The organism is Affinundibacterium baiyunense (genome assembly GCF_018139645.1).
Lineage (GTDB): Bacteria > Pseudomonadota > Gammaproteobacteria > Burkholderiales > Burkholderiaceae_D > Undibacterium > Undibacterium baiyunense.
In genome coordinates, this window is the sequence record NZ_JAGSPM010000001.1 from 201,385 (window position 1) to 217,114 (window position 15,730).

A 15,730-nucleotide genomic window follows, 5' to 3' on the forward strand; every position below is an offset into this window, starting at 1 on the left:
GATGCGGATATAAAAATAAAACGGAAAACTAAAAAATAATCTTTGATATAACTTGCAGATACTTATTTCACTACGGTGTCTGTTGTTTCTAAACTGGCGATCTTGGTACTTTTGCATTCGTTCGCTAGCTGATGCCCACGACGGGAATCGAGCAGCATGCCTTTAGAGGGGATATTGATCCACACTAAACCAATTTTTTCATTTTCAAAACGATGTGCACCGGTTGATGTTTCGACGCGCGTCAGTTTGTACAAACGATTTTTCCAACGCATCGCCAAACTTTTGTTGTCTTCTGGATGGGCATACATTACCAATGAATTACCGAGTTCGCACTTGTATTCGGTATCAGAACTTTGTTCGATGTTTGGTTCTGGTTCGCTTGCATCAATCTCAGCACTTTTGCTACTAGCCTTGGCGACTTTTACTGGTTTTGCTTTGACTGTCTTTTTTGCTGAGCTCGTACTGTTTGAAATATCATTTGCGGCTGCAGATGTCATGAGACCAGCTGCCAGCAAAGCTATCGTAGCTTTGAAAAATAATTGTAGAGAATGAGAGCTTGAATTTTTCATGATGTTTCTTCTTTGATTCGAGTGCTTTATGGAGTTCTTCGGGCTTGTTCGTGTTACCGACGTTTTAAACTAAGTATTGTGCACCTTCGGGTAGATTGACGCCACTGATACTTGCTTTTTTTAAGACAGTCCAATAATAGCGATAACTTGCTCTGTCATGTAGTCGACCATGAATTTCAATTGGACCCCATTGATTTTCCTGAGCAGTACTTAAAATATGGATCGCTTCTTTAATTTCTGTGCTACGTGGTGCCATCGCCTTGATGATCGGTTTTATTTGATTGGGATGGATACTCCACATTCTCGTATAAGCGAACTCTAGCGCTGCTCTTGTAGCATCACTTAATGTAATTGATGGATCTTTAAAGTCCGTGGAAACATTATGTGATGGAACCTTGCCATGTAAATGACAGGCTGCTGCGATTTCTAGTTTCGCTCTCGTTACCAAAGGGTGAGTAAATTGACCTGGTGAGCGCATAGCACTTGCAGGTATCGCGCCCCAATGGGATGAAACAAAATCCATAATTCCAAAAGACAGGCATTCAACTTGAGGAACTGCCGCGAGTTCGCCTACATTAGCGAGTCCTGCTTGGCTTTCAATCAGAATATGGATAGGGATAGAAGTGCGACCATGTTGTGTCGCAATTTCATTAATGAAGTGAATCGATGTGTTCACTTCCGAAACGTTATCTACTTTTGGTAAAACTAGGTAGGCTAACTTCTTGCACACATCGGCTTGACTCAACAAGACTTCAATATCTTGTCGAAAGCATGGATGCGCGAGGTGGTGGACACGAACGCCAATTCGATTAAATTGATTATCACTTGAAGCAATAATCTTCGACAGCATGCGTATGTGTTCTAGCTCGTTACCAACTGCGGCACCATCTTCACAATCAAACGTGATATCAAACACAGGACCTAGTTCGTTTTGTAGGCTCAACGATTTCAGCATCAACTTTTCAGAGCCTGCATAGTGATCGCATACTGGCAGAAAAATTGGCGCAGCCTGTTCTTGAAATAATGCCTGAGATGGATGCATCAGCGACTTGAATGATAAGAATTTGCGAATAAATCTGAATACTTTTTTATCAAATTTGCGTGAATAGTGTTATCCAATAATTCAATGCAAAAAACGATAATTTTAAAATCGTATAAAACAAGTGGGCCCAACTAACAAGTCAGGCCCAAAACAAATTAGCCTACCAAATGCTTCACGCCATCACGCTCTTCTTGCAATTCTTTGAGCGTCACGTTAATACGTTCACGTGAGAATTCATCGATTTCCAAGCCTTGAACAATCGTGTATTCGCCGTTTTCTGTTGTTACTGGGAAGCCAAACATCGTGCCTTCTGGAATGCCATAGGAACCATCGGATGGAATGCCCATAGTTGTCCATTTGCCGTTTGTACCGAGTACCCAGTCACGTACGTGATCAATCGCTGCATTCGCTGCAGACGCTGCAGACGACAAGCCGCGTGCTTCAATGATCGCTGCGCCACGTTTGCCAACTGTTGGCAAGAACACGTCTTTGTTCCATTCTTGATCGTTAATCATGTCTTTGACTGATTGACCAGCAATAGTCGCAAAACGATAATCGGCATACATAGTTGGAGAGTGATTACCCCAAACGCAGAGTTTTTCGATATCAGCAACCGCTTTGCCTGTTTTCGCAGCAACTTGTGACAATGCACGGTTATGATCCAAACGTAACATCGCTGTGAAGTTTTTCGCTGGCAAGTTTGGTGCCGATTTCATCGCGATGTAAGCGTTTGTGTTAGCTGGGTTTCCAACCACTAATACTTTCACATTACGTGATGCAACTGCATCCAATGCTTTACCTTGGACAGTGAAAATTTGCGCATTTGCTTCTAGCAAATCTTTGCGTTCCATGCCTGGTCCACGTGGACGTGCGCCAACCAACAAGGCAACGTCAGCATCTTTGAATGCGGTCATTGGATCGCTGTGCGCTGTCATGCCTGCCAATAATGGGAATGCACAATCATCGATTTCCATCATCACGCCTTTGAGCGCTTTTTGTGCTTTTTCATCAGGGATTTCTAATAATTGCAAAATGACTGGTTGATCTTTGCCCAGCATGTCGCCGTTAGCGATTCTGAATAGTAGGGAATAGCCGATTTGGCCAGCTGCGCCAGTTACAGCAACGCGCATTGGGGATTTAGACATGGTATTTCTCCGCAGTGGTGTAAAAATAATATTGTAATGCTTTAATCCAAGAATTAGATTGAAGCAAATCTTGGATTATCGAATTCATTCATGTTTGCAAACAATCGAAAGTAAATGAAAACAGCAGCTGAAATAATAACGCTGAATTCTTGATTATTGCGATTGAATTTACAATTATGCTGCCTAACACGCGTTGAATTTATCAAAAAATGTGATCAACATTGAGCTAGATCAGTCTAATCTACCGAAGTTTATTGCCACCCTATGATTGTGTCAATCGATATCTTATGTCTTATATAAGACATGTTAAGTTTTTTAGTTTTCTCTAGACTTGTTGGCAGTTTTTGTGGTGAAATTGCGGACTATGAATCCAACTGTGCCATCAACTATGCCGCCCAATGAATCGAAAAGTATGACAGCTTCCGATACGGATTCGTATGCTTCTGCGGCGCCGACTTTTAGCCCTTTGTATCAGCAAATCAAGGGCTTAATCACACAAAGTCTACAATCTGGTGAGTGGAAACCGGGTGAGTTAATTCCAAGTGAAATTGAATTGGCTGCGCGCTTTAAGGTTAGTCAGGGAACTGTGCGCAAAGCAATTGATGAGTTATCCGCTGAAAATCTCGTGGTTCGCAGACAAGGTAAGGGCACCTTTGTGGCAACCCATCACGAGGCTCGTTCTCAATTTCGCTTCTTAAGATTAGTGCCAGACAATGGCGAGAGATCTTATCCTGAAAATAAAATTATTGAAGTAAAACGATTGCGCGCACCAGCTGAAGTTGCGCGACTTTTAGAGATGAAGTCAGGTGAATCTGTCGTTTTTCTAAAGCGTGTACAATCTTTTTCTGGTGTGCCGACCATCTTGGAAGAGTTGTGGCTGCCGGGTTCCATCTTTAAAGGCTTAACGATGGAGCGATTGAATGAGTACAAAGGCCCGATGTATGCCTTGTTTGAGTCTGAGTTTGGTACACACATGATTCGAGCGCAAGAACAAATTCGTGCCGTGTGCGCTGAGGAGGAGGCGGCAGAGTTATTGAAAGTTGCGTTGGGTGTTCCGCTATTGAGTGTAGAGCGAATTTCTTTCACTTATGGTGATCGTGCGGTTGAATTGCGTCGCGGTTTGTATCTAACTAATGCGCATCACTATCGCAATGAATTGAGTTGAACCGTGTGTGTGAAGGCAATTGACCCAACTTATTTGCTTAATCCTTGATCAAATTTAAGAATAATTTTCAGAAAACCATCAAATCTGTTGGTGCAATGCATCAAAATAGGCGAAAATTATAAAGTTGTAGTGCTGAGTCATTTTGAGGGAGTTTATTTATGTCTGAAGTTGTTAAAAATAAGAAGCGTTACGGTGTAATGCGCTTAACTGATGCACTCGGTTATCGCTTGCCCTTGGCCGGCTTCGTATCCATTTTGCATCGTGCAAGTGGGCTATTGATGTTCCTTTTGTTGCCATTTGTTCTGTATTTACTGGAGCAAAGTCTGCAATCGGAAGTTTCATTTGCGATGATGCATATTTTTGCTTCCTCGATCATCGTTAAGTTAGTGCTGTTAGCTCTGGTTTGGGCTTATTTGCATCACTTTAGTGCTGGTGTTCGCCACTTATTCATGGATTTTCATGTCGGTGTTGATAAAGATTCCGGTCGTCGTTCAGCGGTCGCAGTTTTGTTGATTAGCTTGGGTTTGACTGCCTTGGTTGCATTGAAATTATTTGGAGTATTTTAAATGGCAAACAACAATATCGGACCTAAACGCCTAGTTGTTGGCGCTGGCTATGGCTTGCGCGATTGGATGGCGCAGCGTGTTACTGCCATTTTAATGGCGCTCTATACGTTGGTTATTTTGGCTTTGTTTTTGACGGGTACGCGCTTCACTTATGAAGCTTGGGTTGGTGTATTTTCGATGCAATGGTTTAAATTATTTACCTTTGCCGTAATTGTCGCTTTGTTATATCACGCTTGGGTTGGTGTGCGTGATATTTGGATGGATTATGTAACACATTCAGTCGTGTTGCGTTTGATTTTACAGGTCGCTACTATTGTGTGGCTGATCGCTTGTGCTGGTTATGCAGCGCAAATTTTGTGGAGAGTGTAACCGTGGCTGCGATTAAATCAGCAATTCCTTCCCGTCGCTTTGATGCAGTAATCGTTGGTGCTGGTGGCTCTGGCATGCGCGCATCTTTGCAGTTGGCAGAAGCTGGCCTGAATGTGGCTGTTCTGTCTAAAGTATTCCCAACCCGCTCACACACTGTTGCTGCACAAGGTGGTATCGGTGCATCACTAGGTAATATGTCAGAAGATAATTGGTTCTGGCATATGTTCGACACTGTCAAAGGCGGCGACTATCTCGGTGATCAAGATGCAATTGAATTCATGTGCCGCGAAGCTCCAAAAGTTGTGTACGAACTAGAACATTTTGGTATGCCATTCGATCGTAATGCTGACGGCACTATCTATCAGCGTCCATTCGGCGGCCATACCGCGAATTTTGGTGAAAAGCCAGTTCAACGTGCTTGTGCGGCGGCAGATCGTACTGGTCACGCGCTTTTGCATACTTTGTATCAACGTAATGTGCGTGCACGTACGCATTTCTTCGTTGAGTGGATGGCGATTGATTTAATTCGTGATGCAGATGGCGATGTATTGGGCGTTGTAGCGCTCGAAATGGAAACTGGCGAAGTCATGATGCTGGAAGCGAAGACGACAATTTTTGCAACTGGTGGTGCGGGTCGTATTTTTGCAGCATCAACCAACGCATTTATTAACACCGGTGACGGCATGGGTATGGCAGCGCGCGCTGGCTTGCCTTTGCAAGATATGGAATTCTGGCAATTCCATCCAACTGGTGTGTCCGGTGCGGGCGTATTGATTACTGAAGGTGTGCGTGGTGAAGGCGGCATCCTGATTAATAGTCAGGGTGAGCGCTTCATGGAACGTTATGCGCCAACGCTCAAAGATTTGGCACCACGTGACTTCGTTTCCCGTTCTATGGATCAGGAAATTAAAGAAGGGCGCGGTTGTGGTCCAAATAAAGATCACGTGTTGCTCGATTTGCGTCATATCGGCGCGGATACGATTCAAAAACGTCTGCCGTCGATTTTGGAAATTGGTCATAAATTTGCGAATGTGGATGCAACTAAGGAACCAATTCCTGTCGTTCCAACGATTCACTATCAAATGGGTGGCATTCCAACTAATATTCACGGTCAAGTCGTCACGACGAAGAATGGCGTGAATGAAGTGGTGAATGGCTTGTATGCAATCGGTGAATGCGCTTGCGTATCTGTTCACGGTGCGAACCGTTTGGGTACGAACTCCTTGCTCGATTTGATCGTTTTCGGTCGCGCAGCAGGTAACCACGTTGTGGCGAGCAATTTAAAAACGCGCAGCAACAAAGAATTGCCAAAGGACGCAGCTGATTTGGCATTGTCTCGTTTGTCTAAATTGGAAAACAGCACTGGCACAGAGCGCGTTCAAGATGTTGCTAATGCGATTCGTAGCACAATGCAACAATATTGTGGTGTGTTCCGTACCGATGACTTGTTGCAAACAGGTTTGGGCAAAATCATGGAATTGGATGAGCGTCGCAAGCACGTTTCATTTAAAGATAAGTCCAAAGTATTTAATACTGCACGTGTAGAAGCCTTGGAATTAGATAATTTGATCGAGACTGCGAAGGCAACGATCACTTCAGCAAATGCACGCAAAGAATCACGTGGGGCGCATGCGCATCGTGATTACGAAAAACGTGATGATGAAAACTGGATGAAGCACACTTTGTGGTATTCCGAGGGTAATCGCTTAGATTACAAACCAGTTGTAACTAAGCCGCTGACAGTGGAAACCTTCCAACCTAAAGCACGTACATTCTAAAGAGATCACTATGGCACGTACCTTAAAATTTAAAATCTATCGCTACGATCCGGACAAGGATGCGAAGCCTTACATGCAAGACTTGACAGTTGAATTGCAAGATACCGACAAAATGTTGCTAGATGCTTTGCAGCGCATTAAAGCAGACGTTGATGATTCTTTGGCGCTGCGTCGTTCATGCCGTGAAGGTGTGTGCGGCTCCGACGCGATGAATATCAATGGCAAAAATGGTTTGGCTTGCACCACGAATTTGAATGAGTTGACTGAGCCTATCGTTTTGCGTCCATTGCCTGGCTTGCCGGTGATTCGTGATTTGATCGTTGACATGACGCAATTCTTCAAACAATACAATTCGATCAAGCCATATCTGATCAACGATAGTATTCCGCCTGAAAAAGAGCGTTTGCAATCACCAACAGAACGTGAAGAATTGGATGGTTTGTACGAGTGTATCTTGTGCGCATGCTGCTCAACTTCTTGCCCATCTTTCTGGTGGAATCCTGATAAATTTGTCGGTCCAGCTGGTTTGTTGCAGGCTTACCGCTTTATCGCAGACTCTCGTGATCAAGCAACGGGTGAGCGTTTAGATAATTTGGAAGATCCATATCGTTTATTCCGTTGTCACACAATTATGAATTGTGTTGACGTTTGCCCTAAAGGTTTGAACCCAACAAAAGCCATCGGTAAGATTAAAGAGTTGATGGTTCGTCGCGCAGTGTAAATGACGCTAATTGCTCATTTCTGGTGGTTTAATTAGGTAGCTAGCCGAACATTAATGAGTCGTTTAGGGTCTCCTGAGTCAGAATCTTCGATGTACGTTGGAAGATTCTGACCAGTTTGAGAGATAGGAAAAATCATGTCAGGTGTGATGTCTGGTTTGCATCAAAGCGATCCAGTTAATCGAGCAAGATTACGATGGCGCGCGCGCCGCGGTTTGCTAGAAAATGATTTGATACTTACGCGCTTTTTAGATGCGCATGAAGAAACAATGTCAGATGAAGAGGTGGATGCATTTAGTCGCCTAATGGATATCTCTGACAATGCATTAATGGATTTGTTGATGGGAAAAAAAGAGCCGGAAGATCAGCTCGATTTGCCTCATGTGAAAGCGCTGTTGACGCGTTTGCGCGCAGCTTAAGATTGTATAAAGAACGTGTAATAAGGTAGTTTATTTCGCTCGTTTTTCTCTCATTTTTTCTCACTTTTTTATTAACGACTCACCTGCAACGAAGGAAGAGCCATGACTAACTCTGAAACAAAAGCAACGCTATCATTTTCTGATGGCTCCCCATCGATCGAGATGCCAATTTACAAAGGTTCGATCGGACCTGACGTAATCGACATTCGTAAATTGTACGGTGCCACAGGTAAATTTACTTATGACCCAGGCTTCATGTCGACCGCGGCATGTAATTCCTCCATCACCTACATCGATGGCGATAAAGGTGAGTTGTTGTATCGCGGTTACCCAATTGAACAATTGGCGCAAAATGGTGGCGACTTTTTGGAATCTTGCTATTTGTTGTTGAATGGCGAATTGCCAAATGCTGAACAAAAGCAAAAATTCGTTGATACCGTGACCAAGCACACCATGGTGCACGAACAGATGCAATTCTTCTTCCGCGGTTTCCGTCGCGATGCGCATCCTATGTCCGTATTGGTTGGTACAGTCGGCGCGTTGGCTTCGTTCTACCACGATTCTTTAGATATCAATGATGCACACCACCGCGAAGTATCCGCAATTCGCTTGATCGCGAAAATGCCAACTTTGGTCGCAATGGCCTACAAATACTCTATCGGTCAACCATTCGTATATCCACGCAATGATTTGTCGTATAGCGCGAATTTCATGTACATGATGTTCTCGAATCCATGTGAGCCATATAAAGTCAATGAAGTATTGGTTCGCGCTTTAGATCGTATTTTGATTTTGCACGCTGATCACGAGCAAAATGCATCGACATCAACGGTTCGTTTGGCGGGTTCTTCCGGTGCGAATCCATTTGCGTGTATCGCTGCTGGTATTGCATGCTTATGGGGCCCTGCACACGGTGGTGCAAACGAAGCGGCTTTGAGTATGTTGGAACAAATTGGCTCTGTTGACAATATTCCACGTTTCATCGAGCAAGTAAAAGACAAAAATTCTGGCGTGAAGTTGATGGGCTTTGGTCATCGTGTGTATAAAAACTACGATCCACGTGCGAAATTGATGCGCGAAACATGCTACGAAGTCTTGAACGAATTGGGCTTGCAAGACGATCCATTGTTTAAATTGGCAATGGCATTGGAAAAAATTGCGCTGGAAGATGAATATTTCGTATCACGCAAATTGTATCCAAACGTCGATTTCTACTCTGGCATCGTGCAACGTGCATTAGGTATTCCAACTGCATTGTTCACTGGTATTTTTGCCTTGGCGCGTACAGTAGGTTGGGTCGCGCAATGGAAGGAAATGATTTCTGATCCAGAACAAAAAATTGGCCGTCCACGTCAATTGTTTGTCGGCGCAGCAAAACGCGATGTGCCAGCAATCGATAAGCGTTAAGCAAAATTAGTAAGATTTAATAGTAAGTATTATTTAAGCGATTAAATATATTTTATAAAAGCGAGTAGAAATTACTCGCTTTTTTTATGACGAAATATGTTATTCTCGCGATTGATGTTGAAAGTCAATATTTCTCCTGTCCGTTTTAAGTGGTATTCCTTTGAATGCTGGATAAAAACTTACGTTGAAAATCGAATTTCGAATGAGTCCTTCCCCACAACTTGATGTGCAATCCGCTAACCGGTCAGGCCGTGTCGCGGAAGGTTAGATTAACCCGCTAATCTCGCGAAGCGCGAAGAAAGGTGAGCAATATGATGCAACAATATAACGCTAACTCGTATCTGTTCGGTGGCAATGCACCGTATGTCGAAGAACTGTATGAGGCGTATCTCAATAATCCTGGTTCCGTGCCAGATAATTGGCGTGCGTATTTCGACGCCATGCAACACGTTCCCGCAGTTGATGGTTCTGCTAAACCTGACGTCGCTCATGCGCCAGTCATCGCGTCTTTCGCTGAACGTGCTAAGCAAGGTCCAATCCGTACCGTAAGTGCAGCTGGTGATGCTGAAATGGGACGCAAACGCGTCGCCGCACAGCAATTAATCGCAGCTTATCGCTTCTTAGGTAGTCGCTGGGCCAATCTCGACCCATTGCAACGTCAAGAACGTCCGCCACTGCCAGAGTTAGAACCAAGTTTTTACGGTTTTACCGATGCAGATATGGACACACAGTTCAATATCAGCAATACCTATTTTGGAACAGAGACCGCATCTTTACGCGACCTGCTCAACTCATTACGTGACACTTACTGCCGCTCTATCGGCGCTGAGTTCATGTACATCAGCGATCCAGCCGAAAAGCGTTGGATGCAAGAAAAACTAGAATCAATTCGCTCCACACCGAATTTCACTGCAGAGAAGAAGAAACATATCCTCGAACGCTTAACCGCAGCTGAAGGCTTGGAGCGTTATTTACATACTCGTTATGTAGGTCAAAAGCGTTTCTCTCTCGAAGGTGGTGAGAGTTTTATCGCATCTATCGACGAAACCATTCAACGCGCGGGTGAGCGCGGTATTGAAGAAATCGTCATTGGTATGGCACATCGTGGTCGTTTGAATGTGTTGGTAAACACCCTCGGCAAAATGCCACAAGATTTGTTTGCTGAATTCGAAGGCAAACATGGTGATGATTTACCAGCGGGTGACGTGAAATATCACCAAGGCTTCTCCTCAGATATTTCTACACCAGGCGGCCCAGTTCATTTGTCTTTAGCGTTTAATCCATCGCACTTGGAAATTGTTAATCCAGTAGTAGAAGGTTCCGTGAAAGCACGTATGGATCGTCGTGGCGACAAAGATGGCTCACAAGTGTTGCCAATCTTGGTTCACGGTGATGCCGCTTTTGCTGGTCAAGGTGTAGTGATGGAAACGCTGAATTTAGCGCAAACACGTGGCTACGGCACCGGTGGTACTGTACATATCGTTATCAATAACCAAATTGGTTTCACGACTTCTGACCCGCGTGATGCGCGTTCTACTACATATTGCTCCGACGTTGTGAAGATGATTGAAGCACCAGTGTTGCACGTGAATGCCGACGATCCTGAAGCGGTTGTATTGGCAACTCAAATTGCGCTCGATTATCGCGTTGCGTTCAAAAAAGACGTAGTGGTCGATATCATTTGTTATCGCAAGCTTGGTCACAATGAGCAAGATACACCAGCATTAACACAGCCATTGATGTACAAGAAAATCGCTAAGCATCCTGGCACACGTAAGATGTATGCAGATAAATTGGCAGCACAAGGTACGATCAGCGCCAATACTGGCGATGATATGGCGAAGGCATTCCGTGATGCGATGGATGCTGGTAAGCACACGCATGACCCAGTGATTTCCAATTTTAAAAATAAATACGCTGTTGATTGGATTCCATTCTTAAATCGTAAGTGGACTGATGCAGCTGATACAGCGATTCCGACTACAGAATTAAAACGTCTGGCCGAGAAAATCACCGTTGTTCCTGAAGGCTTTAAACCGCACAGCTTGGTTGAAAAAGTATTGGCTGATCGTGCAGCAATGGGTCGTGGTGAAATGAATCTCGACTGGGGTATGGGTGAACATCTTGCATTTGCAAGCTTGGTCGCTGCAGGCTATCCAATTCGTATTACTGGTCAAGATGCTGGTCGCGGTACATTCGTTCATCGTCATGCGGTATTGCATGATCAAAACCGTGAACGTTGGGATGCTGGTACGTATATTCCATTGCAAAATGTTTCTGATAAACAGGCTCCGTTCACGGTAATTGATTCTGTGTTGTCTGAAGAGGCCGTATTGGGCTTCGAATATGGTTATTCCAGCGCGGAGCCAAATACATTGACGATCTGGGAAGCCCAATTCGGTGACTTCGCGAATGGCGCACAAGTCGTTATCGATCAATTCATTAGCTCTGGCGAAGTGAAGTGGGGTCGTGCTTGCGGTCTCGTGATGATGCTGCCACATGGCTATGAAGGTCAGGGTCCAGAACATTCTTCTGCTCGTCCAGAACGTTTCTTGCAATTGTGTGCAGACAATAATATGCAAGTCGTTCAACCAACGACAGCATCGCAAATTTTCCATTTGTTGCGTCGTCAAATGATCCGTCAATTCCGTAAGCCTTTGGTCATCATGACGCCGAAGTCTTTATTGCGGAATAAGGATGCAGGTTCTCCATTGTCAGAATTGGCAAAAGGTAGCTTCCATACCGTGATCGGTGAAGTGGACGAATCTATCGATGCGAAGAAAGTCAAGCGCGTGATCGCTTGTTCCGGCAAGGTTTACTATGATTTGGTCAACGCACGTAAAGAGCGCGCTCAAACTGATACAGCGATTATTCGTGTGGAACAACTCTACCCATTCCCACATAAGAGCTTTGTCGCGGAATTGAAAAAATTCCCGAACATGGTGGAATTGGTCTGGGCACAAGATGAGCCACAAAATCAAGGCCCATGGTTCCAAATTCAACACAATATCTTTGAAAGTTTGGATGAAGGTCAGAAGCTTGCTTACGCAGGTCGTCCTGCAAGTGCATCGCCAGCTGTCGGTTACTACGACAAGCACTATGCGCAACAAAAAGCATTGCTTGATGCAGCCTTTTCAAAACTCAAGGGCTATATCTTGACCAAATAATCCTAGGCGGCACTGCCAATAATAAAGAAAGCGCAGTGCCGAATTAGAAATAGACATCCTACACGGAGAATAAACATGGCAATTATCGAAGTAAAAGTTCCTCAGTTATCTGAATCTGTCGCTGAAGCGACCTTGCTCTCTTGGCATAAAAAAGTCGGTGAAGCAGTTAGCCGCGACGAAAATTTAGTTGACGTAGAAACGGATAAAGTGGTGTTGGAATTGCCAGCACCAGGCGCAGGCGTGATTACGCAAATTATCAAGGGTGATGGCAGCACAGTCGTTGCTGGTGAAGTAATTGCGATGCTGGATACGGAAGCAAGTGCTGGTGCATCGGTACCTGCGGCTGCAGCCCCAGTTGCAACCGCAGCGGCAGCAGCGCCAGTCGCTCCTGCTAGCGCAATTTCAGCTGCCGGTATTGCGATGCCTGCAGCTGCAAAAATTTTAGCGGAAAACAATTTGTCTGCTGGTGCGGTTGACGGCACTGGCAAAGATGGTCGCGTAACAAAAGGGGATGCATTGGCTGCGGTTGCCGGTAAAGCGGCACCAGCAGTTGCTCCTTTGGCAGCTCCAGTTGCGGCGAAACCAGCTTTGCAACAAGTTGCAGCGCCAGCGGTTGCTAATCTTGGTGATCGCCCAGAAGAGCGCGTGCCTATGAGCCGTTTGCGTGCGCGTATTGCAGAACGTTTGGTGCAATCACAATCCACTAACGCGATTTTGACGACATTTAATGAAGTCAATATGGCACCAGTCATGGACTTGCGTAACAAGTACAAAGACAAGTTTGAAAAAGAACACGGCGTGAAATTGGGCTTTATGTCCTTCTTCGTTAAAGCCGCAGTTGCCGCATTGAAGAAATATCCAATTTTGAACGCGTCTGTTGATGGCAATGACATCGTGTACCACGGTTACTTTGATATTGGTATCGCAGTGGGTTCCCCACGCGGTTTGGTGGTGCCAATTTTGCGTAACGCAGATCAAATGACGATCGCTGAAATTGAAAAGAAAATCGGCGAATTCGGTGCTAAAGCAAAAGACGGTAAATTGACTTTGGATGATTTGACTGGCGGTACTTTCTCTATCTCTAATGGCGGTACGTTCGGTTCTATGTTGTCGACACCGATCATCAACCCACCACAATCCGCGATTTTGGGCGTGCATGCGACGAAAGATCGTGCCGTGGTTGAAAACGGTCAAATCGTTGTTCGTCCTATGAACTACTTAGCAATGTCTTACGATCACCGTATCATTGACGGTCGTGAAGCGGTGCTTGGTTTGGTCGCCATGAAAGAAGCCTTGGAAGATCCAGCACGCTTGTTGTTAGACCTCTAATCTCTCGATAAAGAGCCAGCGCATTATGAATATTGCTGACGAAATTGATCGTCTGCACAAACTGCATCAGTCGGGAGCACTGACTGATGCCGAGTTTGCACAGGCCAAAGAAAAATTATTAGCTGGATTGAATGCAGGGAATGCGGAAACTTCAGCTAGCAATTCGAATGCGGAGAATCCATTCGCGCAATTAAACTATTTGCGTCGCTCAAAAACAGACCAATGGATAGGTGGTGTTTGCGGCGGCCTCGGCAAGTTCACCGGCATGCAGTCATGGATTTGGCGTTTGGTTTTTGTGATCTTTGTTGCCTGCTTTGGCTTCGGCATTATTTTCTATTTGCTGGCTTGGATCTTTATCCCAGAGGAAGACTAAGTTCGTACTACTGAGCACAGACATTTTGCTAAAAAATGACTGCGCTCATTCCCCATTATTTATTGAAAAGTAAACCTGACAAGGTAAGACTATGAGCAAACAATTTGATGTCGTCGTTATCGGCGGCGGTCCTGGTGGTTATATCGCTGCGATTCGCGCGGCACAATTAGGTTTTTCAACAGCTTGTATCGACGCTTGGACTAACGACAAAGGTGGTCCAGCGCCCGGTGGTACTTGTACTAATGTCGGCTGTATTCCGTCAAAAGCATTGTTGCAATCTTCCGAGCACTATGAACACGCTGGTCACGCTTTTGCGGATCACGGTATCAGTGTGAGTGGCTTAGAATTAGACGTTGAGAAAATGCTGAAACGCAAAGACACCATCGTGAAGCAAAACAATGACGGTATCGTTTATTTGTTCAAAAAGAACAAAGTTACTTTCTTCCACGGCCATGGCTCGTTTGTAAAAGCTGCTGATGGCGCTTATGAAATCAAAGTGGCGGGCAAGGCAGAAGAAACGATTACTGGCAAACATATTATCGTCGCAACAGGTTCGAATGCACGTTCATTGCCAGGTGCAGCGTTTGATGAAGAATTGATTTTGTCAAATGATGGCGCATTGAAAATCGCCGCAGTACCGAAAAAATTAGGCGTGATTGGCGCTGGCGTTATCGGTCTGGAAATGGGTAGCGTTTGGCGTCGTTGCGGTGCTGAAGTGACTGTACTCGAAGCATTGCCAACATTCTTGGGCGCGGTGGATGAGCAAATCGCGAAAGAAGCGCATAAATTGTTCGTCAAACAAGGATTGTCTATCAATCTTGGTGTCAAGATCGGTGAAATCGTTAAAGGTGCAAATGATGTCACAGTCAATTACACCGATGATAAAGGAACAGAGCACAAAGCCGTATTCGATAAATTGATCATATCGATTGGCCGTACGCCAAATACTAATGGATTGAATGCAGAGGCAGTTGGGTTGGCTTTGGATGAACGCGGTTTCATCGCTGTCGATGGTGATTGCAAAACGAATTTGGCGAATGTATGGGCAGTTGGTGACGTAGTTCGCGGACCTATGCTTGCACACAAAGCGGAAGAAGAGGGCGTTGCCGTTGCTGAGCGTATCGCTGGTCAACATGGTCACGTCAATTTCAATACGATTCCTTGGGTTATCTATACTTCACCAGAAATAGCATGGGTTGGTCGTACAGAACAGCAATTGAAAGCGGACGGCGTTGCTTACAAAGCAGGTACATTCCCGTTCATGGCAAATGGTCGTGCACGTGCATTAGGTGACACTTCTGGTATGGTGAAATTCTTGGCTGACGCAACGACAGATGAAATCTTGGGCGTTCATATTGTTGGTCCTATGGCCTCTGAATTGATTTCTGAAGCGGTTGTGGCGATGGAATTCCGTGCTTCTTCTGAAGATATCGCACGTATTTGCCATGCACACCCATCTTTGTCTGAAGCGACTAAAGAAGCCGCTTTAGCTGTTGATAAGCGCTCTTTGAACTTCTAATAATTTCTTCAATAATTTGTTTTAATTATTCGTTTCTAAGTGTTTTTCTAATTCCTTAGAAAAAGAGAGTTCAGACCCAGAGGCGCAGAGCACGTTGAGAAAGATAATTGATTTCTCTATGTGTTCTGCGCCTCTGCGGTTTATATAGTTTCATTTTTTGTGT

General features: G+C 44.8%; 14 protein-coding genes. 11 read left to right on the top strand and 3 right to left on the bottom strand.

The genetic code is table 11. The features are described from left to right. Nucleotides 1-62 precede the first annotated feature (62 nt). From KDM92_RS00885 to KDM92_RS00895, 3 genes are all read right to left on the bottom strand, one after another. Entirely contained in the window at nucleotides 63-569 is a 507-nt protein-coding gene (locus tag KDM92_RS00885) for a hypothetical protein (RefSeq protein WP_230408104.1), read from the bottom strand. A gap of 64 nt (nucleotides 570-633) precedes the next feature. Further along, nucleotides 634-1,611 (bottom strand): HpcH/HpaI aldolase/citrate lyase family protein, encoded by a 978-nt coding sequence (locus KDM92_RS00890; protein ID WP_212682585.1) that lies wholly within the window; start codon nucleotides 1,609-1,611, stop codon nucleotides 634-636. 155 nt (nucleotides 1,612-1,766) lie between these two features. Continuing rightward, nucleotides 1,767-2,756: a malate dehydrogenase gene (locus KDM92_RS00895; protein ID WP_212682586.1), complete on the bottom strand. Its 990-nt coding sequence runs from the start codon at nucleotides 2,754-2,756 to the stop codon at nucleotides 1,767-1,769. A gap of 412 nt (nucleotides 2,757-3,168) precedes the next feature. Here KDM92_RS00895 and KDM92_RS00900 point away from each other — a divergent pair, with 412 nt between their 5' ends. From KDM92_RS00900 to lpdA, 11 genes are all read left to right on the top strand, one after another. Next, on the top strand, nucleotides 3,169-3,921 hold the full coding sequence (locus KDM92_RS00900; protein WP_230408105.1) for a GntR family transcriptional regulator: 753 nt from the start codon (nucleotides 3,169-3,171) through the stop codon (nucleotides 3,919-3,921). 158 nt (nucleotides 3,922-4,079) lie between these two features. Then, nucleotides 4,080-4,487, top strand: coding sequence for a succinate dehydrogenase, cytochrome b556 subunit (gene sdhC / locus KDM92_RS00905; RefSeq protein WP_212682587.1), 408 nt, complete (start codon nucleotides 4,080-4,082; stop codon nucleotides 4,485-4,487). Next, entirely contained in the window at nucleotides 4,488-4,856 is a 369-nt protein-coding gene (sdhD, locus tag KDM92_RS00910) for a succinate dehydrogenase, hydrophobic membrane anchor protein (RefSeq protein ID WP_212682588.1), read from the top strand. It abuts the gene before it with no gap. A gap of 2 nt (nucleotides 4,857-4,858) precedes the next feature. Further along, nucleotides 4,859-6,634, top strand: coding sequence for a succinate dehydrogenase flavoprotein subunit (sdhA, locus tag KDM92_RS00915; RefSeq protein ID WP_212682589.1), 1,776 nt, complete (start codon nucleotides 4,859-4,861; stop codon nucleotides 6,632-6,634). 10 nt (nucleotides 6,635-6,644) lie between these two features. Then, the gene (locus KDM92_RS00920) at nucleotides 6,645-7,355 is read left to right on the top strand and encodes a succinate dehydrogenase iron-sulfur subunit (protein ID WP_189344137.1); all 711 of its coding nucleotides are present in this window, start codon (nucleotides 6,645-6,647) and stop codon (nucleotides 7,353-7,355) included. A 147-nt stretch (nucleotides 7,356-7,502) separates the two neighbouring features. Then, a complete protein-coding gene (locus tag KDM92_RS00925; protein ID WP_212674450.1) occupies nucleotides 7,503-7,772 on the top strand; it encodes an FAD assembly factor SdhE in 270 nt (89 codons plus the stop codon). Nucleotides 7,773-7,874: 102 nt separating this feature from the next. Continuing rightward, complete coding sequence (gene gltA / locus KDM92_RS00930; protein ID WP_212682590.1) at nucleotides 7,875-9,179, top strand: citrate synthase; 1,305 nt, start codon at nucleotides 7,875-7,877, stop codon at nucleotides 9,177-9,179. 311 nt (nucleotides 9,180-9,490) lie between these two features. Continuing rightward, nucleotides 9,491-12,346, top strand: coding sequence for a 2-oxoglutarate dehydrogenase E1 component (locus tag KDM92_RS00935; RefSeq protein ID WP_212682591.1), 2,856 nt, complete (start codon nucleotides 9,491-9,493; stop codon nucleotides 12,344-12,346). Between the two features lie 75 nt (nucleotides 12,347-12,421). Continuing rightward, on the top strand, nucleotides 12,422-13,675 hold the full coding sequence (gene odhB / locus KDM92_RS00940; RefSeq protein WP_212682592.1) for a 2-oxoglutarate dehydrogenase complex dihydrolipoyllysine-residue succinyltransferase: 1,254 nt from the start codon (nucleotides 12,422-12,424) through the stop codon (nucleotides 13,673-13,675). Between the two features lie 25 nt (nucleotides 13,676-13,700). Next, the gene (locus KDM92_RS00945; RefSeq protein ID WP_212682593.1) at nucleotides 13,701-14,048 is read left to right on the top strand and encodes a PspC domain-containing protein; all 348 of its coding nucleotides are present in this window, start codon (nucleotides 13,701-13,703) and stop codon (nucleotides 14,046-14,048) included. 91 nt (nucleotides 14,049-14,139) lie between these two features. Next, the gene (lpdA, locus tag KDM92_RS00950) at nucleotides 14,140-15,567 is read left to right on the top strand and encodes a dihydrolipoyl dehydrogenase (protein WP_212682594.1); all 1,428 of its coding nucleotides are present in this window, start codon (nucleotides 14,140-14,142) and stop codon (nucleotides 15,565-15,567) included. Nucleotides 15,568-15,730 lie beyond the last annotated feature (163 nt).

Excerpts from the sequence above, each read along its gene's own strand:
- KDM92_RS00900 (WP_230408105.1), top strand. The coding sequence starts at position 3,169 with ATGACAGCTTCCGATACGGATTCGTATGCTTCTGCGGCGCCGACTTTT.
- sdhD (WP_212682588.1), top strand. The coding sequence starts at position 4,488 with ATGGCAAACAACAATATCGGACCTAAACGCCTAGTTGTTGGCGCTGGC.
- lpdA (WP_212682594.1), top strand. The coding sequence starts at position 14,140 with ATGAGCAAACAATTTGATGTCGTCGTTATCGGCGGCGGTCCTGGTGGT.
- KDM92_RS00925 (WP_212674450.1), top strand. The coding sequence starts at position 7,503 with ATGTCTGGTTTGCATCAAAGCGATCCAGTTAATCGAGCAAGATTACGA.
- gltA (WP_212682590.1), top strand. The coding sequence starts at position 7,875 with ATGACTAACTCTGAAACAAAAGCAACGCTATCATTTTCTGATGGCTCC.
- KDM92_RS00945 (WP_212682593.1), top strand. The coding sequence starts at position 13,701 with ATGAATATTGCTGACGAAATTGATCGTCTGCACAAACTGCATCAGTCG.
- KDM92_RS00885 (WP_230408104.1), bottom strand. The coding sequence starts at position 569 with ATGAAAAATTCAAGCTCTCATTCTCTACAATTATTTTTCAAAGCTACG.
- odhB (WP_212682592.1), top strand. The coding sequence starts at position 12,422 with ATGGCAATTATCGAAGTAAAAGTTCCTCAGTTATCTGAATCTGTCGCT.
- KDM92_RS00895 (WP_212682586.1), bottom strand. The coding sequence starts at position 2,756 with ATGTCTAAATCCCCAATGCGCGTTGCTGTAACTGGCGCAGCTGGCCAA.
- KDM92_RS00920 (WP_189344137.1), top strand. The coding sequence starts at position 6,645 with ATGGCACGTACCTTAAAATTTAAAATCTATCGCTACGATCCGGACAAG.
- KDM92_RS00890 (WP_212682585.1), bottom strand. The coding sequence starts at position 1,611 with ATGCATCCATCTCAGGCATTATTTCAAGAACAGGCTGCGCCAATTTTT.
- sdhC (WP_212682587.1), top strand. The coding sequence starts at position 4,080 with ATGTCTGAAGTTGTTAAAAATAAGAAGCGTTACGGTGTAATGCGCTTA.
- KDM92_RS00935 (WP_212682591.1), top strand. The coding sequence starts at position 9,491 with ATGATGCAACAATATAACGCTAACTCGTATCTGTTCGGTGGCAATGCA.